Source organism: Pseudomonas sp. 28 E 9, assembly GCF_900004785.1.
GTDB classification, from domain to species: domain Bacteria; phylum Pseudomonadota; class Gammaproteobacteria; order Pseudomonadales; family Pseudomonadaceae; genus Aquipseudomonas; species Aquipseudomonas orientalis_A.
Genome location: NZ_CVTK01000057.1, coordinates 256682 through 275877, shown reverse-complemented (window position 1 = coordinate 275877; position 19196 = coordinate 256682). Strand labels below are relative to the sequence as shown.

The following is a 19196-nucleotide window of genomic DNA, read 5'->3' as shown; positions in this document are numbered from 1 at the left end:
CCCTTGCTTGTTCAACCAGGCGCGTCGGTCAGAACACCACGGTTTTGTTGCCGTGCACCAACACACGATCTTCCAGGTGATAACGCAAGCCACGGGCCAGCACCATCTTTTCGACGTCACGACCGAAACGCACCATGTCTTCGATGCTGTCGCTGTGGCTGACGCGCACCACGTCCTGCTCGATGATCGGACCGGCGTCCAGCTCTTCGGTGACATAGTGACAGGTTGCGCCGATCAGCTTCACGCCGCGCAGGGACGCCTGGTGATAAGGCTTGGCACCCACGAACGACGGCAGGAAGCTGTGGTGAATGTTGATCACCTTGCCCGCGTATTCGCGGCACAGTTCCGGCGGCAGGATCTGCATGTAGCGCGCCAGCACCACTACGTCGGCATCGTGCTGCTTGACCAGGCGCGACACTTCGGCGAACGCCGGCTCCTTGTCCTGCGGGTTGACCGGCACGTGGTAATACGGGATGCCATGCCATTCGACCATGCTGCGCAGGTCGTCATGGTTGGAGATCACACACGCGATCTCGCAATCGAGCTCATCGCTGTGCCAGCGGTGCAGCAGGTCCGCCAGGCAGTGGGACTCACGGCTGGCCATCAGCACGACGCGTTTCTTCTGCTCTGTGTCGGTGATGTGCCAGGTCATCGAAAACTCTTCGGCGATCGGCGCAAACGCCTCACGGAAGGCTTCCAGACCAAAAGGCAACGTATCGGCACGGATTTCGTGACGCATGAAAAACCAACCGCTGAGATCATCCGAGTGATGGCTCGCCTCGGTGATCCAACCGTTATGAGAAGCTAGAAAGTTACTGACCTTGGCAACGATGCCAACCCGGTCCGGGCAAGCAATCACCAGCCGAAAAGTGCGCATTAGGGGGAAACTCCAGAACTTCGCAAAGGCCGCCATTCTAGCGATTGCGCAGAAAAACTGCAGTACTCCTTGTGCCTTATTCTGATCCCTGGCGCTGGCAACACCCCTTAACAGCGTAAGGTCTTACCAGCGTTATATGGCCTTACACAGCAAGCTCGGCAATTAGCAGAATTAAGCTGTTTGTTTTTAGCCGCGCGCCCGATAATTAACTCGACTTCACACCGGGGCGAAAAACTTCAATCTAATTCAGGTAAATAGCTGCTTAAATGTTTACTTGATGAAATTGCCTGACTATTATTAGGCCACTCACCCTGTCAATCAGCGTTCTACATAAGGTAGTCCACATGTCTCTGATCAACGAATACCGCGCCACCGAAGAAGCTATCAAAGAGCTGCAAGCCCGTTTGAAGAACCTGTCGCAAGACGACAAGCTGAAAACCGAGCTGGAATTCGAAGGCAAACTGCGCACCCTGATGGGCGAATACTCCAAATCCCTGCGTGACATCATCGCGCTGCTGGATCCGGAATCGAAAGTTAAAGCACCGCGTGGCGCTGTGAAAACTACCGGCACCAAACGTGCTCGCAAGGTCAAGCAGTACAAAAACCCGCACAACGGTGAAGTGATTGAAACCAAAGGTGGCAATCACAAGACGCTGAAAGAGTGGAAAGCCAAGTGGGGCGGTGACGTGGTAGAAGGTTGGGCTACCCTGCTGGGCTAAGCCTGGTCGGATCTGCACCCGATACGCGACACATTGAAAACGCCAGCTCGCTGGCGTTTTTTATTGTCTGAATGTTTTGCAGTTGCTCGGCTACAGATTCAGGCGGGCCGCTAAAGAATCGGCATAGTCTTGCCATTCATCCAGTACCTGGCACTGAAACGCTGTCGCACTGTTTTTCAATTCCTGATGGGCCAGCTTAAATGCCGCCAGGGTATTGGGTGCGCCCCATACCGGGTCTGACAACCGTTGCTGACAGAAAAGTCTCCAGCGCTCTTGCTCCTCATTGTTCAAGGTTTCAGGAAAGTTACGCGCGCGATAGCGGAATAATAATTCAGGCAATCGATGATCATCGAACGGCCATTGCTGGCGTCCCAGTTGTACCGGCTCTGCCATGCGAACTTGTTCACATAAGCGCCGGTCACGGTCGCCGATAAAACCCTCATAGAGCTGCTGCTCCGGATCGGCATTCGGCGCGTATTCCTCCTCGGCGTAAACGCTCGCCAACTTGTCACGCCAAACTTCCTGTGCGTCAGTTAGTCGCAGCGCCCGTGCCTGGTAAACCTCCATATCCAATTGCAGCCGCTCGCGATCTTGCGCGCGCAGCACTTTCAAGGGCGCGACGACCGGACAGCGGTTGATGTGCAGCAACTTCAGAGGCACCGGCAGCTCACCCTGCGCCAGCTCATCGCGCCGCGTATAGAGGCGCTCGCGCAACGTTTGGGCATCCAGTTCGAGCAGGGCCTGGGGATCGAGCCCCAAGTCACACACAATCAATGCATTGCGATTGCGCGGATGCCAGGCCAATGGCAAGACCACCCCCAGATAATGCCGCTCGGCGCTGAAGCGTCCGGAAATATGCACCAACGGCTGCAACAGGCGCACCTGGTCCATCACCCGTTGCTTGCTCCGCAACTGGAACAGCCACTCATACAGCTTGGGTTGTTTGTCCCGCACCAATCGCGCCAGGGCGATGGTCGCTCGCACGTCAGACAACGCATCGTGGGCCTGGCCGTGGTCGATGCCGTTGGCTTGCGTCAGGCGTTCGAGCTTGAGCGTCACGCGCCCGTCCTGCTCGGGCCATACAATCCCCTCCGGGCGCAGGGCATAGGCGGTACGCATCACATCGATCAAGTCCCAGCGGCTGTTACCGCCCTGCCATTCGCGTGCGTATGGGTCGAAAAAATTGCGATAGAGACTGTAGCGCGTCATTTCATCGTCAAAGCGCAGGGTGTTATAACCCGCGCCGCAGGTGCCGGGGGCCGCGAGTTCGGCGTGCACCCGGGTCATGAAGTCCGCTTCGGCAAGGCCTTTGTGCGCCAGGATCTGCGGCGTGATACCGGTGATCGCACACGCTGCCGGATGGGGCAGGATATCGTCGCTGGGCCGGCAATACAGATTGATCGGCGGGCCGACCTCGTTGAGCTCGAGGTCGGTACGAATGCCGGCTACCTGCAGCGGACGATCGCTGCGCGGGTTGATTCCGGTGGTTTCATAGTCGTACCAGAAAATGGAGGTCACGGGCTGTTCCTGTGCTGAAGACCGGCAAAGTCTAGGCGCTGCAGGGGGCCAGGGGCCAGCGATACCTTACTGGACAAACATCCAGTAAAATCTTGAAGGGTTGCTTCCCGCTTCGACACTGCTAGCATCCGTGTCTCACAGTCGCTTCGCACTGCCAAGGATCGCAATGCCAACAGCTCCTCTGGATACCTGCTACCAGATCGAGACCCCCGAGGGTATCGACCTGCCCTTGCGCCCTGCCGGCCTTGCGCCAAGGGCATTGGCCTACGCCTTCGATCTGCTCGCGCGTGGCGTGATCATGGGCATCCTGCTGGTGCCCCTCGCGCTGCTTGGCAACCTCGGCCTCGGCCTGGGCGCGCTGCTGCTGTTCCTGGTCAGTTGGTGGTACATGGTGCTGTTCGAAGTGCTCAACCAGGGCTGCTCGCCCGGCAAGCAGGTCATGGGCCTGCGGGTGGTACAGGACGACGGCACCGCCATCGGTTGGTCGGCGTCACTGATCCGCAACCTGCTGCGGTTTGTCGACATGCTGCCCTTCGGCTACTTCTTCGGCGCCATCAGTTGCCTGCAACATGCGCACTTCAAGCGGCTCGGCGACCTCGCAGCGGGCACGCTGGTGGTCTACCGCGAACAGTCGCTGGCCCGTCCGCCCCTACCTCAGGCAGCCGCCCTGCGCCTGCCCTTCGCGCTGGCGTTGAGCGAACAGCGCGCAATCCTCGGTTTCGCCGAACGCCAGGCCGACCTGTCTGCCGAGCGGGTGCACGAACTGGCTGCAATCCTTGCGGCGCCCTTGCAGGTGTCCCCGGCTCGCGCCGTGGAGCAACTTAACGGTGTGGCCCGTGGTTTGTTGGGGCCGACATGAAGCAGAGCCTTTTTGAAAGCCGGCACCAGCAGCAATGGCAGACTTTCGCCGAACAACTGAAACAGTTGGAGCGAGGCAAAGCCTGCGAGGTGACCGACTTTCCTTATCACTATCGACGCCTGTGCCAACACCTGGCCCTGGCCCAGGAGCGCGGCTACAGCAGTTACCTGGTGGACCGCCTGCAACAACTGGCGCTGCGCGGCCACCAGCAACTGTATCGCCATCGCAGCCAAACGACGGCGAACGTGGTGGCCTTCATCCTCGCCGATTTCCCGCGCCTGGTACGCGAACAATGGCGGTTCGTGCTGATCGCCAGCCTGCTGTTCTTTGGCAGCCTGCTGGGCATAGCCCTGTTGGTCTACCTGTTTCCCGACCTGATCTACAGCATCGTCAGCCCGCAACAGGTGGCCGAGATGCAAAGCATGTACGACCCCGCCGCCAGTCGCCTGGGCCGCGCGGCCGAACGCGCCTCCAGCGAAGACTGGATGATGTTTGGCTACTACGTGATGCACAACATCGGCATCGCCTTCCAGACCTTTGCCGCCGGTTTGCTGTTCGGCCTGGGCAGCGTGTTCTTCCTGGTCTTCAACGGCGTGACCATCGGGGCGGTGTCCGGGTACCTGAGTGAAATCGGCTACGGCCAGACCTTCTGGTCATTCGTGATCGGCCATGGTGCCTTCGAACTCAGCGCCATCGCACTGGCCGGTGCGGCGGGCCTGCAACTGGGCTGGTCACTGATCGCGCCAGGGCCGTTGGCACGTAGCGAATCCCTGCGCCTGGCGGCCCGCAAAAGCGTGCAGATGCTCTGCGGAGTCATGGTGTTCCTGCTGATCGCAGCGTTCATCGAAGCCTACTGGTCATCCACCACAAGCATTGCGCCCTGGATCAAATACCTGGTGGGCAGCGCACTATGGCTGCTGGTGGCCGCCTACCTGATCTTCGCCGGCCGGACTCGCCATGCGCCTGACTGACGCCAGCGTGGTCATCCGCCCGCGTACCTCCTGGGAAGCCATGGACCTCGGCGTACTGATGGCCCGGGAACATCGTGCAGTGCTGATGGGCAGTTGGGCCCTGGTCAGCCTGCCTGTGTTCCTGCTGCTCACCGCGCTGCTGTGGCAGTACCCGTCTTACGCCTTATTCCTGTTCTGGTGGCTCAAGCCCGCCTTCGAACGCTTGCCGTTGTACATTCTTTCCAAGGCCCTGTTTGGTGAAACCCCGAGCCTGAAACAGGCCGTTCGCCAGTGGCCACGCCTGCTCAGGGGGCAACTGTTCGCCAGCCTGACCTGGCGCCGGCTGAGCCTGAGCCGCAGCTTCATGCTGCCGGTGAGCCAGCTCGAAGGCCTGGATGGGCCATTGCGTCAACAGCGCCTGGGCATACTGCAACAGCGTAATGCAGGCGCCGCGCGCTGGCTGACGATCATCGGGGTGCATCTGGAGATCGGCCTATGGTTCGGGTGCATGGCGCTGTTCTATCTGTTCATCCCCGAGCAGGTTGAACTGCAGTGGGACTGGCAGCGGCTGGTACTGGCGACAGGCCCGCAGGGGCTGTGGCTGGAACACCTGAGCAACGCGTTCTACGCGCTGGTCCTGGTGTTCTGGGAACCCATCTACGTCGCCTGCGGTTTCAGCCTGTACCTCAACCGTCGCACCGTCCTGGAAGCCTGGGACCTGGAACTGGTGTTTCGCCGGTTGCGCCAACGCCTGAGCGGTGTCGCGCCGCTGTTGCTGCTGGTCGTCGGGCTCACGCTGGTGCAACTGAGCCCTTCGGCGCTGGCCGATCAGACAGCTGAGCCCAAGCCCCTCGGCACCCAGGCGGCCAGCCAATCGATCAAGGCGCTATTGGAAAAACCGCCGTTCAAGAATCCGCAAACCGTCACCCGTTATCGTTTTGGCGAGGAAAAACCCGCCACGCCCCGCAAAGCCCACGGGGACGGTAAATTACCTGCCTGGCTCCAGCAATTGCTCGACAACCTCAACAGCAACACCTTCAGGCACGTGGCCCAAGGCTTGGAGATACTGCTATGGAGCGTGGTGATTGGCGGGCTGGCCCTGGTGGTGTGGCGCTACCGTGAATGGCTGCGCACATTTGTCAGCCGCAGGCGGCGACCTCAGCCCATCACCGCAAGACCTGCGCCTGCCCAATTGTTCGGCCTGGAACTGGGGGTCGAGACATTGCCCGACGATATCGCCAGCGCCGCCGAACAGCTATGGCCCACCCGCCCGCGGGAAGCCCTCGGCCTGCTGTATCGCGGCCTGCTCAGCCGGCTGCTGCATGAGTTCGACCTGCCACTCAAAAGTGCCGACACCGAGGGCCAGGTACTGGAGCGTGTTCATCAGTTGCAGCAACCGCAGTTGCTGGCATTCAGCCGCGAATTGACCGCTCACTGGCAAAACCTTGCCTATGGCCATCGACTGCCTCCCGGCACCGCCCAGCAAAAGCTGTGCAGCGATTGGCGCGCACTCTTCAGTAGCAGGGCCAGCCAATGAAACGGCCATTACTGTGGATTGCCGCACTGCTGGCCTGCCTGTTGGGAGCGGGCGGCCTGTATGCCTGGCACAAGGCAATTCCCTATGAGGAGGTTGTGGATCGTGGCCCATCGCCGGACGCACTGGCCAACCCCTACCTCGCGGCGGAGGACTTCCTGCGCCGGCAAGACCTGGCGGTAACACATGCCAACGGGCTCGAGCGGCTTGCCGATCTGCCCGCCCCAGGCCATAGCCTGCTGTTGCTGGGGGAGCGTGGCAACATGACCCCAGGCCAGGTCGAACAACTGCTGGCGTGGGCAAAAGCCGGGGGGCACCTGTTACTGGTGGCCGAGGCGTTATGGGATGAAGAGACCGGTAAAAGCGGCGACCTGCTGCTCGATCGTCTCAATCTTCACCAAACCCTTAGCGATGACTTCGACGAGCCGGCGGCGCCGCGCAAAAAGATCGCGCCGGACCTCACTAAACTGTATGTCGACAATGAAACCGCGCCGGCGTATTTCAGTTTTGACACCGACTTCAACCTTACCGACCCCAGGCACCTGGCGCAGTTTTCAGCCAACAGCGCCAAGTCCAGCCATCTGATGCAAGTTGACCTCGGGTCAGGCCGCGTCACGGTGCTCACCGACAGCGACCTGTGGAAAACCCCGAGCATCGGCAAACACGACAATGCCTGGCTGCTGTGGTACCTGAACCAGGGCACCGACGTCACCCTGCTGTTCAACAGCGGCGCGGACAACCTGCTGACCCTGCTTGTCCGTTACTTCCCCCAGGCCCTCGTCGCGCTGGTCGCACTGCTTGCCCTGGCACTCTGGCACGCCGGCATGCGCCAGGGCCCGATCCAGGCACCCGCGCCCAAGGCGCGTCGACAGCTACAGGAGCATTTGCGCGCCAGCGCCGACTTCCTGCTACGCCGCAGCGGCCAGGGCGCCTTGCTGCAAGCCTTGCAGCAGGATTTATTGCGCGCCGCCCGGCGCCGTCACCCCGGCTTTGAACACCTCGACATGGCAGAACAATGTCAGGTGCTGGAACACCTGACGCAACAACCCTCCCCTATCATCCGCCAGGCACTCGGCGCACCTGCGCTGAAACGGCTCTCCAGCGCCGATTTCAGCCAACAGGTGGCGTGCCTGCAAACCCTCAGGAATGCCCTATGAGCGACTCTCCAACGGCTACAACCCTGACCGCAGAACAGACTGTCCAAAACGCCACGCAACAGGCCCAGGCCCTGCGCATTGAATTACGCAAGGCAGTGATTGGCCAGGACGCGGTGATCGATGACGTGCTCACCGCGTTGATTGCAGGTGGCCATGTGCTGCTGGAGGGTGTACCCGGTCTTGGCAAAACGTTGCTGGTGCGTGCGCTGGCCCGTTGTTTCGGCGGCGATTTCGCGCGCATCCAGTTCACGCCGGACCTGATGCCCAGCGATGTCACCGGCCACGCGGTGTACGACCTGCAGACCGAACAGTTCAAGCTGCGCAAGGGGCCGTTGTTCACCCACTTGTTACTGGCCGACGAAATCAACCGCGCTCCGGCCAAGACCCAGGCGGCACTGCTCGAAGCCATGCAGGAGCGCCAGGTCACCCTGGAGGGCGAGGCATTGCCCATCGGCGCGCCGTTCATGGTGCTTGCCACCCAGAACCCGATCGAGCAGGAAGGCACCTACCCGTTACCCGAAGCCGAGTTGGACCGCTTCATGCTCAAGGTGCGCATGGACTATCCCGACGCGCAGCAGGAAGTGGACATGGTGCGCGAAGTGACGCGCTCATCCAGGGCCGACATGCTCGATGTGCAACCGTTGCGTACCGTGTTGCAGGCCGAAGACGTGGTACAGATGCAGCAGATCGCCAGCGGCATGCCTCTGGATGAACAGGTGCTCGACTATGCCGTGCGCCTGGCGCGGGCCACGCGCAGTTGGCCGGGCTTGACCATCGGCGCAGGCCCACGGGCCTCTATCGCCCTGATTCGCGGCGCCCGTGCCCGTGCGCTGTTGCGCGGCGGCGACTTCGTGACCCCGGATGACGTCAAGGGATGCGCCCTGGCGGTGCTGCGTCACCGCGTACGGCTCGCGCCCGAACTGGACATCGATGGCCTGGAAGTGGACCAGGTGATCAAGCAGTTGCTCGACCAGATTGCGGCCCCCAGGCAGTAACGCCGGCATGAAACCGACCCGTCTGTTCCTGACCTGGCTGGGTGTCCTGTTGGCCCTCAGTATCCTGCTGGGCGCGTCGATGGCCTTGCAGGTCAAGGTGCCCGAGACCTTGCACGCAATCGCCTGGGGCCTGCTACTGGCCCTGCTGGTGCTGGCGATGCTCGACGCCATACGGTTACGCCGCCGCCCTTCGGTACGTGTGCGCAGGACACTGCCCGGCAGCCTGGCATTGGGGCGCTGGGGAGAAGTGCGCCTGTCACTGGAACACGACTATCCACAGCCGCTGACCGTGCAGGTGTTCGATCACGTGCCCGACGGGCTGGTTGTGGATAACCTGCCGCAATCCATTTTGCTGCGTCCGGGCGAGCGTGGTGAACTGGGCTATCGTGTGCGCCCCGTGCGACGTGGACATTTCAGCTTCAGCCGCTGCGAAATCCATCTGCCCAGCCCCCTGGGGTTGTGGTCGGCGCGGCGCTGGCTCGACGTCCCGGACGCCACTCGCGTGTACCCGGACTTCGCACGCTTATCCGGTGCGCAGTTGCAGGGGGTGGATAACTGGCTGAGCCAACTGGGTGTCCGCCAGCATCAGCGGCGTGGACCGGGCCTGGAGTTTCATCAATTACGCGAGTTTCGCGACGGTGACAGCCTGCGTCAGATCGACTGGAAAGCCACGGCACGACAACGCACGCCGATTGCCCGGGAATATGAGGATGAACGTGACCAACAGATTGTGTTCATGCTCGATTGCGGCCGGCGCATGCGCAGCCAGGACGACGAGTTGTCCCACTTCGACCACGCTCTGGATGCCTGTCTGTTACTGAGTTACGTCGCCTTGCGCCAAGGCGATGCAGTCGGGCTGTGTACCTTTGCCAGCGACCAGCCGCGTTACCTGGCGCCGGTCAAGGGCAGCGGTCAGTTGAACGTCTTGCTCAATGCCGTCTATGACTTGCACAGCACACGCAAGACAGCCGACTACGAGGCCGCCGCCAGCCAATTGCTGGCTCGGCAAACACGGCGCGCATTAGTGATCGTGGTCACCAACCTGCGTGATGAAGACGATGAAGCACTGGTGAGTGCGATCAAGCGCATTGGTCGGCACCATCGGGTGCTGATCGCGAGTTTGCGAGAGGAAGTGCTCGATCAACTGCGCCAGGCCCCGGTACAAACCCTGCCCGAAGCATTGGCCTACAGCGGCGCAATTGACTACCTCAACATGCGTAACCAGTTGCATGACCGCCTGGGTGCCCATGGGCTGACCGTGCTGGATAGCTTGCCGTCAACATTGGGCGCCGCGCTGGTGACGCGTTACCTGCGCTGGAAAAAAGCCGGCGTGTTCTGAACGCAAGCGCATGGCGACGGTGGACACGGCCGCCGTAGCCGACTGCACTCGCCGTTCAGGCGGATGCCTGCAGCGGATCGAAACTGAAGTAATGCAACAAGGCGCTGATCAGCTGTGCGTATTCTTCGCATGACTGAAGCACGCGGAACCCCGAGTCGTAATGCTGCGGGTTGACGTCTTCCCGGCTCCACAGGCAGGTCGCGGTAAGATCGACAGCCTGGAATTCGCCGTGCGGCCCGGGAATCTTCAAGCGCAGCTCGAAGTCTGCACCGATCATCATCGGTAAATGGCTGATCAGCATCAACCCGTCCTCGGAAACGTCGCCCAGAAAACCGATTGGCTTGTCCGTAAGCCGATTGAACACCTGCAAGAAATAAGGCAGTTGATGCCGTTCGATCCGTCGTTCGATAAACATGGTGAAGTCGCCATCCCATAAAGCCAGTGATTCGGAACGAGCCCATCGCCCGCCCTCCCTGGATATCGGTGTGACAAACGGTCGTCGTCACGAGACAGCTACCGAACCCGGGTTGCATTCTTTCGAATAGAAAGTTGTACAAATATGCATTCAAAGAATAGCTCAAGACTGGCAACAGGCCAGTTATCAAACGACAAATATCATTACAAAGAAGTCGGCCGCGGTTGCGCCACACTTGCGCCGGAGTCATGCCCCAACTGCCGCAAGGTATCGAGCCGGGCACGGGCGCGATAAGCGTACTCGCTGGACGGGTATTGGCTGATGATGAATTGATAGGTTTGCGCGGCATCGACGAACAGCTTCTGCCGCTCCAGGCACTGCCCGCGCAGCATCGAAACCTCGGGTTGCACATAACGACGGGTGCGGCTCTCGCGGTCGACCTGGGACAACTCCAGCGTGACCCGCGCGCAATCGCCCACCCCATAGGCACGGTAAGCGTTGTTCAAATGGTGGTCCATTGACCAGCGGGTGCAGCCGACAACACTGACGGCCAGGGCAGCAACGAGCAAAATTCGCATGGGGGGTTCTCCTGTCTTGTGCAGTGTATCGACCCCGCGCCGAAAATCTTCAAGGCTGTTCGTCTTTTCAACCTCAGCAAAAACAAGCCGTTCGTCAATAAGTAGTGCAAACGAACAATGACTACAACGAAAGAGCATAGTAGCCTTCCCCAGCGCTTGAACTCAGGAGTCTGTGCATGTCCGTCCGTCGTACCAAAATCGTCGCCACCCTTGGCCCGGCCAGCAACTCGCCGGAAGTCCTCGAACAGCTGATTCTGGCTGGTTTGGACGTTGCCCGTCTGAACTTCTCCCACGGCACCCCGGACGAGCACAAGGCTCGCGCCAAGCTGGTGCGTGACCTGGCCGCCAAACACGGTCGTTTCGTGGCGCTGCTGGGTGACCTGCAAGGCCCGAAGATCCGTATCGCCAAATTCGCCAACAAGCGGATCGAGCTGAAGATCGGTGACAAATTCACCTTCTCTACCAGCCATCCGCTGACTGAAGGCACCCAGGACATCGTCGGCATCGACTACCCGGACCTGGTCAAGGACTGCGGCGTCGGCGACGAACTGCTGCTCGATGACGGCCGCGTGGTCATGCGCGTCGACACCGCGACCCCGACCGAACTGCATTGCACCGTGATCATCGGCGGCCCGCTGTCCGACCACAAAGGCATCAACCGTCGCGGCGGTGGCCTGACCGCGCCGGCCCTGACTGAAAAAGACAAGGCCGACATCAAGCTCGCCGCCGAGATGGAAGTGGACTACCTCGCCGTGTCCTTCCCGCGCGACGCCGCCGACATGGAATACGCCCGTAAACTGCGCGACGAAGCCGGTGGCACCGCTTGGCTCGTGGCGAAGATCGAACGCGCCGAAGCCGTGGCCGATGACGAAACCCTCGATGGCCTGATCAAGGCGTCGGACGCCGTGATGGTTGCCCGTGGCGACCTGGGCGTGGAAATCGGCGACGCCGAGCTGATCGGCATCCAGAAGAAAATCATCCTGCACGCGCGCCGCCACAACAAAGCGGTGATCGTTGCGACCCAGATGATGGAGTCGATGATCCAGAACCCGATGCCGACCCGCGCCGAAGTGTCCGACGTGGCCAACGCCGTGCTCGACTACACCGACGCCGTGATGCTCTCGGCTGAAAGCGCCGCCGGCCCGTACCCGTTGGAGGCCGTCCAGGCCATGGCGCGCATCTGCGTCGGCGCTGAAAAGCACCCCACCAGCAAGACCTCCAGCCACCGCATCGGCAAGGTTTTCGAAAGCTGCGACCAGAGCATCGCCCTGGCGGCCATGTACACCGCCAACCACTTCCCGGGCGTCAAGGCAATCATCGCCCTGACCGAAAGTGGCTATACGCCGTTGATCATGTCGCGCATCCGTTCCTCGGTGCCGATCTACGCGTTCACCCCTCACCGCGAAGCCCAGGCCCGCGCGGCGATGTTCCGCGGCGTGTACACCATCCCCTTCGATCCGGCCTCGCTGGCACCCAACGAAGTCAGCCAGAAAGCCATCGACGAACTGGTCAAACGCGGCGTCGTAGAGAAAGGCGACTGGGTCATCCTGACTAAAGGCGACAGCTACCACACCACCGGTGGCACCAATGGCATGAAGATCCTGCACGTAGGCGACCCGCAGTACTGAGTGACACGCAAAAAAACAAAAGCCCCGCCATGAGAATGGCGGGGCTTTTTCATTTCAAATGCCGGTCGAGGTGTTGCACCGTCAGGCCTCATCGGGGCAAAGGTATCTACACAACTCTGTAGCGCTCAACCGTAACCACGATGCGAAGCGAGTCGCTCTTGCTCTTGATCTCGCTTTTGATCTTAGGCGCCCCGTTAAACCACGCTGGCCGGAATTCGCCATGGATTTGGGGGGTAAACCGGCAGGGATGCCGGTTTAGCCGCCCCGCGCCATGGATGGCGCGTGGCGGCGGCCCCCCAAATCCATGGCGGATTACGGGCACACCGAGCCTAAGCGAGGTGCCGAGTGGTGGGGCAAGAGCGTTTTGCTTACTTTTGCGCTTTTCAAAAGTGAGCCGCTGTAAAAGCGGAACCATTAGCAGCCGTTACCGCAGAAACGGATATGTACTCGGTCCAATCCAACATCCTGGTCGGCCCAGAGGTCGCCATCGGGAGCAAGCCCCCTCCCACATTTGGGCCAGGCTCGACACAAAATCCTGGTCGGCCCAGAGGCCGCCATCGGGGGCAAGCCCCCTCCCACAGTTAATCGCGTCCCCCCTCAACCACGAGGCACAAACACATCAGCCAGCAACTGACTACGCGGCAACCCCGCCAAAAACAAACGCTTGGCAAACACCTCGACACTGCCAGGGTGCCCGCACAGTAAAGCCTGAGTTTGCCGCGAAACAAGCCGCAGTTGCCCCAATGCCTGGTCCAACTGCGCCGCCGTCCACAGCTCCACCGTCAGGTTGGAATACTGCGCGGCGAGCTCCGCCAGGGGCCCGGCCAGATAATGCCCATCAGCATCATGCGCCAGATGAACCACGCGAATGGCACCTTGGTGATCCTGCCGCAACGCCTCACGCAACACCCCCCACAAGGGCCCCAGCCCGGTACCGGAGGCGAGCAGCCACAGCGGTCGCGCCTGCCAGTCCGGATCGTAATGCAGCGCCCCGCCGCGCAACTCGCCCAGGCGCAGACAATCCCCCAGGTTCAACTGCCGCGCCGCATCGCTGAATTCGCCGGGTAAACGGCAATCCAGATGAAACTCCAGGTACGGATCCTCCTGCGGCAAACTCGCCAGGGAATATGGCCGCGCCACCTGCCCCGCCCATAACACCAAGTGCTGCCCCGCGCTGTACCGCAGGCCGCGCTGCGGTTGCAGGCGCAGACGCAGCACCGACGCCGTCAGCCAATCGGCACCCACCACCTGCGCCGCCACGCCATCGCGCACAGGATCAAAGGCTTCGACCTGCAGATCGCCAACCACCTGGCACTGGCACGCCAGGCGCCAACCGTGCTGGCGTTGCTGCGGGCTCAACGCGTCAGGTTGGCGGTCCTGAACCTCGCCCTGGCAACGTACCAGGCAGGCATGGCAACTGCCGGCGCGGCAACTGTAGGGCACGGCCACACCTGCCTGGTTCAGGGCATCCAGCAGGTTGCTGCCGGTGGCGACCGACCAGTGGCGTTCGCCGACGTGCAGTTCAGGCATATAAAGGCTCTATCAGAAGGGACGCGCACAGGGAATCATGCCTGCGACAGTTTGACCATAGTCGGGTGTATCGGCCACCGCCACGGGTTATACTGCCGCGCCTTTTTAGCGTCGCGCCTGCACCAATGGCGTGCCTGTGGAAGGTGGCTTCAGCCGACCGATGCAACACTGAAGCCACCTTTATTGAATGTTCCCTTATAGAGGAGCGCGACTCATGACCGTGATCAAGCAAGACGACCTGATTCAGAGCGTTGCCGACGCCCTGCAATTCATTTCCTACTACCACCCGGTTGATTTCATCCAGGCGATGCACGAGGCCTACCTGCGCGAAGAATCGCCGGCGGCCCGTGACTCCATCGCCCAGATCCTCATCAACTCGCGCATGTGCGCCACCGGCCATCGCCCGATCTGCCAGGACACCGGCATCGTCACCGTGTTCGTGCGCGTGGGCATGGACGTACGTTGGGATGGCGCCACCATGGGCCTGGACGACATGATCAACGAAGGCGTGCGTCGCGCCTACAACCTGCCGGAAAACGTCCTGCGCGCATCCATCCTCGCCGACCCGGCAGGCGCGCGCAAAAACACCAAGGACAACACCCCGGCGGTGATCCACTACTCCATCGTCCCGGGTAACACCGTGGAAGTGGACGTGGCCGCCAAGGGCGGTGGTTCCGAAAACAAGTCGAAAATGGCCATGCTCAACCCGTCCGACTCGATCGTCGACTGGGTGCTCAAGACCGTTCCGACCATGGGCGCCGGCTGGTGCCCACCGGGCATGCTCGGCATCGGCATCGGCGGCACCGCCGAGAAAGCCGCGGTGATGGCCAAGGAAGTGTTGATGGAATCCATCGACATCCATGAGTTGAAGAAGCGCGGCCCGCAGAACCGTATCGAAGAGATGCGCCTGGAGCTGTTCGAGAAGGTCAACCAACTGGGCATCGGCGCCCAGGGCCTGGGTGGCCTGACCACCGTGCTCGACGTGAAGATCATGGACTACCCGACTCACGCCGCTTCCCTGCCGGTGTGCATGATCCCCAACTGCGCCGCCACCCGCCATGCGCATTTCGTGCTCGACGGTTCAGGCCCGGCATCGCTGGAAGCGCCACCGCTGGACGCCTACCCGGAGATCGTCTGGGAGGCCGGCCCATCGGCCCGTCGCGTCAACCTCGACACCCTGACCCCGGAAGAAGTGCAGAGCTGGAAGCCGGGCGAAACCGTGTTGCTCAACGGCAAGATGCTCACCGGTCGCGACGCCGCGCACAAGCGCATGGTCGAGATGCTGAACAAGGGCGAGACCCTGCCGGTGGACCTCAAGGGTCGCTTCATCTACTACGTCGGCCCGGTTGATCCGGTGCGCGAAGAAGTGGTTGGCCCGGCAGGCCCGACCACCGCGACGCGGATGGACAAGTTCACCCGTCAGATCCTCGAACAAACCGGCCTGTTGGGCATGATCGGCAAATCCGAGCGCGGCCCGACCGCTATCGAAGCGATCAAGGACCACAAGGCCGTCTACCTGATGGCCGTAGGCGGCGCCGCTTACCTGGTGGCCCAAGCCATCAAAAAATCGCGCGTCGTCGCTTTCGCCGAACTGGGCATGGAAGCGATCTACGAGTTCGACGTGAAGGACATGCCGGTCACCGTTGCGGTGGACAGCAACGGCGAGTCGGTACACATCACCGGTCCTGCCATCTGGCAGAAGAAGATCAGTGAGAGCCTGGCGGTGGAAGTGCAGTAAGCACCTCCCTCCAAGGATAAAGGCGACTGCGGCCCCACGGCCCAGTCGCCTTTTTTCATGATGAGTGCAGTCAAATGTGGGAGGGGGCTTGCTCCCTCCCACACAAGCCCCCTCACTGCACTACCCAATGGCTCATGGTATGGTGCTCGCCCCTTACCGGCCTGTTCATCATCGTATGATCGCGATCCCTCGCCCCCTGCGCCTGACGTTCTATTCCCTGCTGATCATCGCCGGTGCCGTGCTGGCTGCCGCCCTGGCCACGCGCCATGCCGAACGCCAGGCCCTGGTGGACGATGCCGCTCGCGCCAACCAGCAGCTCGCGCTGTATGCCAACTCGCTGCACACCCTGATCGAACGCTACCGCGCCCTGCCCGCCGTGCTGGCCCTGGACTCGGAGATGATCAACGCCTTGAAGGGCCCGCTGGATTCCGGCACCCAGGACCTGCTCAACCGCAAACTGGAGCGCATCAACAGCGCCGCGCAGTCGTCCACCCTGGAATTGATGGACCGCACCGGCCTGGCCGTGGCCGCCAGCAACTGGAAGCTGCCCAGCAGTTACGTGGGACACAACTACGCATTTCGGCCTTATTTCAGCCAGACCCTGAGCCAGGGCACCGGGCGCTTTTATGCCGTGGGGGTGACCACCGGCATCCCGGGCTACTTCCTTTCCAGTGCGGTGGTCGATGAGCACGAGCAGTTCCTCGGCGCCATGGTGGTCAAGCTGGAGTTTCCCGAACTGGAACGCGAATGGGCCCAGGGCAATGACTTGCTGCTGGTCAGCGATGCACGCGGCATTGTGTTTATCGCCAACCAGCCGGGCTGGCGCTATCGCAACCTGCGGCCGTTGTCAGAGAGCGACCTGGCTGAACTCAAGGCCACCCGTCAATACGACAAGAAACAACTGCAGCCGCTGGAGACCCGCACCCTGCAACGCTTCGACGACAACAGCCACTTGATGCGCGTCAACGGCCCCGACGGCAGTGCCAACTACATCTGGGAGTCGCTGCCGCTCAAGGCCGAAGGCTGGACCCTGCACCTGCTGCGCAAACCCCAGTTCCCGCTGGAAGACCAGCGCAACGCCGGCCTTGCCGCCGCCGGTTCGTGGCTGGCCCTGGTGTTCCTTGTGCTGTTCCTGAGCCAGCGTTGGCGCCTGGCGCGCCTGCGTCAACGCAGCCGCGAAGAGCTTGAGCAATTGGTGGAGGAGCGCACCCAGGCTCTGCGCACCGCCCAGGATGGCCTGGTGCAGTCGGCCAAACTGGCGGCGCTGGGGCAGATGTCCGCTGCTCTTGCCCACGAAATCAACCAACCGCTGACCGCGCAACGCATGCAATTGGCGACGCTGCGGCTGTTGCTCGACCACGGCCGCGTGGACGATGCCTACAAGGCACTCACACCGCTGGACGACATGCTCACGCGCATGGCGGCGCTGACGGGCCACCTCAAGACCTTCGCCCGCAAAAGCCCCAGCGGCCTGCGCGAACGCCTGGACCTGGCCACCGTGGTCGACCAGTCCCTGCACCTGCTCGACGCGCGCCTGCGCGATGAACATATCGGCGTAGCGCTGGACCTGACCCGCCCTGCCTGGGTACGCGGCGACGCGATTCGCCTCGAACAGGTGTTGATCAACCTGCTGCGCAACGCCCTGGATGCCATGGCCGACAAACCGCGCAAACGCCTGGAGATTCGTTTGCACGCCGACCAGCAGCTCTGGCAGTTAAGCGTCAGCGACAGCGGTGGCGGGATTGCCGAAGAGCACTTGAACAACGTCTTCGACCCCTTCTTCACCACCAAGCCGGTGGGCGACGGGCTCGGCTTGGGGTTGGCGGTGTCCTACGCTATCGTGCACGAACTGGGCGGACGCCTGATCGCCGGCAACCGGGGCGACGGCGCAGTGTTTACCTTGACCTTGCCTGTCGCGCTGGAGACGCCCGATCTATGTTGAACGCGGTGATTGTGGTTGATGACGAAGCCAGCATTCGTACGGCCGTCGAACAATGGTTGAGCCTGTCGGGTTTCGAGGTGCAGCTGTTCAGCCGTGCCGAAGAATGCCTGGCGCAGTTGCCCAGGGACTTCCCCGGCGTGATCCTGAGCGATGTGCGTATGCCCGGCCTCAGCGGCCTGGAGTTACTGGCTGAAGTACAGCGGCGCGATGCCGACCTGCCGGTCATCCTGCTCACAGGCCATGGCGATGTCCCCATGGCCGTCGACGCCATGCGCGACGGCGCCTACGACTTCCTGGAAAAACCCTTCAGCCCCGATACCCTGCTCAATAGCCTGCGTCGAGCGCTCGACAAACGCGGCCTGGTCCTGGAAAACCGCCGCTTGCATCAGCAGGCCGACCACCGCGCCCAGCTCGAATCCAGCCTGCTGGGGGTGTCCCGCAGTCTGCAGAACCTGCGCCGCCAGGTGCTGGACTTGGCCACGCTGCCGGTCAATGTGTTGATCCGTGGCGAGACCGGCAGCGGCAAGGAATTGGTCGCCCGCTGCCTGCATGATTTCGGCCCACGGGCGAAGAAGCCGTTTGTCGCGCTCAATTGCGCGGCCATTCCCGAGCAGTTGTTCGAGGCCGAGTTGTTCGGCCATGAAAGCGGCGCGTTCACCGGCGCCCAGGGCAAGCGTATCGGCAAGCTGGAATATGCCCACGGCGGCACGCTGTTCCTCGATGAAATCGAAAGCATGCCCCTGGCCCAACAGGTGAAATTGTTGCGGGTGCTGCAGGAGCAGAAGCTGGAGCGATTGGGCTCCAATCAAAGCATCCAGGTGGATTTGCGCATCATTGCCGCCACCAAGCCGGACCTGCTGGAAGAGGCCCGTGCCGGGCGTTTTCGCGAAGACCTGGCGTATCGCCTGAACGTCGCGCAACTGCGCCTGCCGGCGCTGCGCGAGCGCCGCGAAGACATCCCGTTGCTGTATGAACATTTTGCGCAAAGCGCTGCCGAGCGTTTGGGCCGCCAGGTCGAGCCCTTGAGCGGGCCGCAGTTGGGGCGCCTGCTCAGCCATGACTGGCCGGGCAACGTACGTGAGCTGGCGAACGTTGCCGAGCGCCAGGTGCTGGGGCTTGGAGAGCCGGAACCTGAAGGTGTCGAGGCCGGGCAATCGTTGGCGGCGCAACAGGAAGCCTTCGAGGCGCATTGCCTGAAAGCTGCGCTGGCCCGGCATAAAGGCGATATCAAGGCGGTGCTGGCGGAGCTGCAACTGCCGCGCCGCACCCTCAATGAAAAGATGCAGCGGCATGGATTGGTAAGGGAGATGTTTCTCTAGCGGCCTTCCGATCGCCATCGGGGGCAAGCCCCCTCCCACATTTTGATTTGTGAACACATCCAAGTGTGGGAGGGGGCTTGCCCCCGATGGCGCCCGCA

The 19196-nt window shown here is 61.8% G+C and carries 16 protein-coding genes; 11 read left to right on the top strand and 5 right to left on the bottom strand.

Annotation, left to right across the window (positions count from 1 at the left end; all coding sequences use genetic code 11):
* Nucleotides 1-28 precede the first annotated feature (28 nt).
* Complete coding sequence (purU, locus tag BFQ00_RS26000) at nt 29-877, bottom strand: formyltetrahydrofolate deformylase (protein ID WP_019821236.1); 849 nt, start codon at nt 875-877, stop codon at nt 29-31.
* Nucleotides 878-1221: 344 nt separating this feature from the next.
* Here purU and mvaT point away from each other — a divergent pair, with 344 nt between their 5' ends.
* Complete coding sequence (gene mvaT / locus BFQ00_RS25995; protein WP_003175830.1) at nt 1222-1596, top strand: histone-like nucleoid-structuring protein MvaT; 375 nt, start codon at nt 1222-1224, stop codon at nt 1594-1596.
* A 90-nt stretch (nt 1597-1686) separates the two neighbouring features.
* Here the strand turns inward: mvaT and sbcB are convergent, their stop codons facing one another.
* The gene (gene sbcB, locus BFQ00_RS25990) at nt 1687-3114 is read right to left on the bottom strand and encodes an exodeoxyribonuclease I (protein ID WP_065935152.1); all 1428 of its coding nucleotides are present in this window, start codon (nt 3112-3114) and stop codon (nt 1687-1689) included.
* Nucleotides 3115-3280: 166 nt separating this feature from the next.
* Here sbcB and BFQ00_RS25985 point away from each other — a divergent pair, with 166 nt between their 5' ends.
* Genes BFQ00_RS25985 through BFQ00_RS25960 form a run of 6 tightly spaced genes read left to right on the top strand, consistent with a single transcriptional unit; the run spans nt 3281 to nt 9948 of the window.
* Nucleotides 3281-3973, top strand: coding sequence for an RDD family protein (locus BFQ00_RS25985; protein ID WP_065935151.1), 693 nt, complete (start codon nt 3281-3283; stop codon nt 3971-3973).
* Nucleotides 3970-4944, top strand: a complete 975-nt coding sequence (locus tag BFQ00_RS25980) for a stage II sporulation protein M (protein WP_065935150.1) — start codon at nt 3970-3972, stop codon at nt 4942-4944. The genes BFQ00_RS25985 and BFQ00_RS25980 overlap by 4 nt, the downstream gene beginning before the upstream one ends.
* A complete protein-coding gene (locus BFQ00_RS25975; protein WP_065935149.1) occupies nt 4931-6460 on the top strand; it encodes a DUF4129 domain-containing protein in 1530 nt (509 codons plus the stop codon). The genes BFQ00_RS25980 and BFQ00_RS25975 overlap by 14 nt, the downstream gene beginning before the upstream one ends.
* A complete protein-coding gene (locus BFQ00_RS25970) occupies nt 6457-7614 on the top strand; it encodes a DUF4350 domain-containing protein (protein ID WP_065935148.1) in 1158 nt (385 codons plus the stop codon). The genes BFQ00_RS25975 and BFQ00_RS25970 overlap by 4 nt, the downstream gene beginning before the upstream one ends.
* Nucleotides 7611-8609, top strand: coding sequence for an AAA family ATPase (locus BFQ00_RS25965; protein WP_065887580.1), 999 nt, complete (start codon nt 7611-7613; stop codon nt 8607-8609). Before BFQ00_RS25970 ends, BFQ00_RS25965 begins: the two co-directional genes overlap by 4 nt.
* A gap of 7 nt (nt 8610-8616) precedes the next feature.
* Nucleotides 8617-9948: a DUF58 domain-containing protein gene (locus BFQ00_RS25960; protein WP_065935147.1), complete on the top strand. Its 1332-nt coding sequence runs from the start codon at nt 8617-8619 to the stop codon at nt 9946-9948.
* 55 nt (nt 9949-10003) lie between these two features.
* Here BFQ00_RS25960 and BFQ00_RS25955 read toward each other — a convergent pair whose 3' ends face one another.
* Complete coding sequence (locus tag BFQ00_RS25955) at nt 10004-10363, bottom strand: PilZ domain-containing protein (protein ID WP_065935146.1); 360 nt, start codon at nt 10361-10363, stop codon at nt 10004-10006.
* Between the two features lie 203 nt (nt 10364-10566).
* Entirely contained in the window at nt 10567-10941 is a 375-nt protein-coding gene (locus BFQ00_RS25950) for a tetratricopeptide repeat protein (protein WP_065887577.1), read from the bottom strand.
* A gap of 176 nt (nt 10942-11117) precedes the next feature.
* Here BFQ00_RS25950 and pyk point away from each other — a divergent pair, with 176 nt between their 5' ends.
* Nucleotides 11118-12569: a pyruvate kinase gene (pyk, locus tag BFQ00_RS25945; protein WP_065887576.1), complete on the top strand. Its 1452-nt coding sequence runs from the start codon at nt 11118-11120 to the stop codon at nt 12567-12569.
* A gap of 597 nt (nt 12570-13166) precedes the next feature.
* Here the strand turns inward: pyk and BFQ00_RS25940 are convergent.
* On the bottom strand, nt 13167-14099 hold the full coding sequence (locus tag BFQ00_RS25940; protein ID WP_065935145.1) for an iron-sulfur-binding ferredoxin reductase: 933 nt from the start codon (nt 14097-14099) through the stop codon (nt 13167-13169).
* A gap of 214 nt (nt 14100-14313) precedes the next feature.
* Between BFQ00_RS25940 and BFQ00_RS25935 the strand changes: the two genes are divergently transcribed.
* From BFQ00_RS25935 to BFQ00_RS25925, 3 genes are all read left to right on the top strand, one after another.
* Nucleotides 14314-15837: a fumarate hydratase gene (locus BFQ00_RS25935; protein ID WP_065887574.1), complete on the top strand. Its 1524-nt coding sequence runs from the start codon at nt 14314-14316 to the stop codon at nt 15835-15837.
* A 175-nt stretch (nt 15838-16012) separates the two neighbouring features.
* On the top strand, nt 16013-17779 hold the full coding sequence (locus BFQ00_RS25930; protein ID WP_065935144.1) for an ATP-binding protein: 1767 nt from the start codon (nt 16013-16015) through the stop codon (nt 17777-17779).
* Nucleotides 17773-19098, top strand: coding sequence for a sigma-54-dependent transcriptional regulator (locus BFQ00_RS25925; protein ID WP_065935143.1), 1326 nt, complete (start codon nt 17773-17775; stop codon nt 19096-19098). The genes BFQ00_RS25930 and BFQ00_RS25925 overlap by 7 nt, the downstream gene beginning before the upstream one ends.
* The last annotated feature ends 98 nt before the right edge of the window (nt 19099-19196 follow it).

Coding starts and splice junctions, on each gene's coding strand:
- purU (WP_019821236.1), bottom strand. CDS start 877: ATGCGCACTTTTCGGCTGGTGATTGCTTGCCCGGACCGGGTTGGCATC.
- mvaT (WP_003175830.1), top strand. CDS start 1,222: ATGTCTCTGATCAACGAATACCGCGCCACCGAAGAAGCTATCAAAGAG.
- BFQ00_RS25985 (WP_065935151.1), top strand. CDS start 3,281: ATGCCAACAGCTCCTCTGGATACCTGCTACCAGATCGAGACCCCCGAG.
- BFQ00_RS25980 (WP_065935150.1), top strand. CDS start 3,970: ATGAAGCAGAGCCTTTTTGAAAGCCGGCACCAGCAGCAATGGCAGACT.
- BFQ00_RS25975 (WP_065935149.1), top strand. CDS start 4,931: ATGCGCCTGACTGACGCCAGCGTGGTCATCCGCCCGCGTACCTCCTGG.
- BFQ00_RS25970 (WP_065935148.1), top strand. CDS start 6,457: ATGAAACGGCCATTACTGTGGATTGCCGCACTGCTGGCCTGCCTGTTG.
- BFQ00_RS25965 (WP_065887580.1), top strand. CDS start 7,611: ATGAGCGACTCTCCAACGGCTACAACCCTGACCGCAGAACAGACTGTC.
- BFQ00_RS25960 (WP_065935147.1), top strand. CDS start 8,617: ATGAAACCGACCCGTCTGTTCCTGACCTGGCTGGGTGTCCTGTTGGCC.
- BFQ00_RS25955 (WP_065935146.1), bottom strand. CDS start 10,363: ATGTTTATCGAACGACGGATCGAACGGCATCAACTGCCTTATTTCTTG.
- BFQ00_RS25950 (WP_065887577.1), bottom strand. CDS start 10,941: ATGCGAATTTTGCTCGTTGCTGCCCTGGCCGTCAGTGTTGTCGGCTGC.
- pyk (WP_065887576.1), top strand. CDS start 11,118: ATGTCCGTCCGTCGTACCAAAATCGTCGCCACCCTTGGCCCGGCCAGC.
- BFQ00_RS25940 (WP_065935145.1), bottom strand. CDS start 14,099: ATGCCTGAACTGCACGTCGGCGAACGCCACTGGTCGGTCGCCACCGGC.
- BFQ00_RS25935 (WP_065887574.1), top strand. CDS start 14,314: ATGACCGTGATCAAGCAAGACGACCTGATTCAGAGCGTTGCCGACGCC.
- BFQ00_RS25930 (WP_065935144.1), top strand. CDS start 16,013: ATGATCGCGATCCCTCGCCCCCTGCGCCTGACGTTCTATTCCCTGCTG.
- BFQ00_RS25925 (WP_065935143.1), top strand. CDS start 17,773: ATGTTGAACGCGGTGATTGTGGTTGATGACGAAGCCAGCATTCGTACG.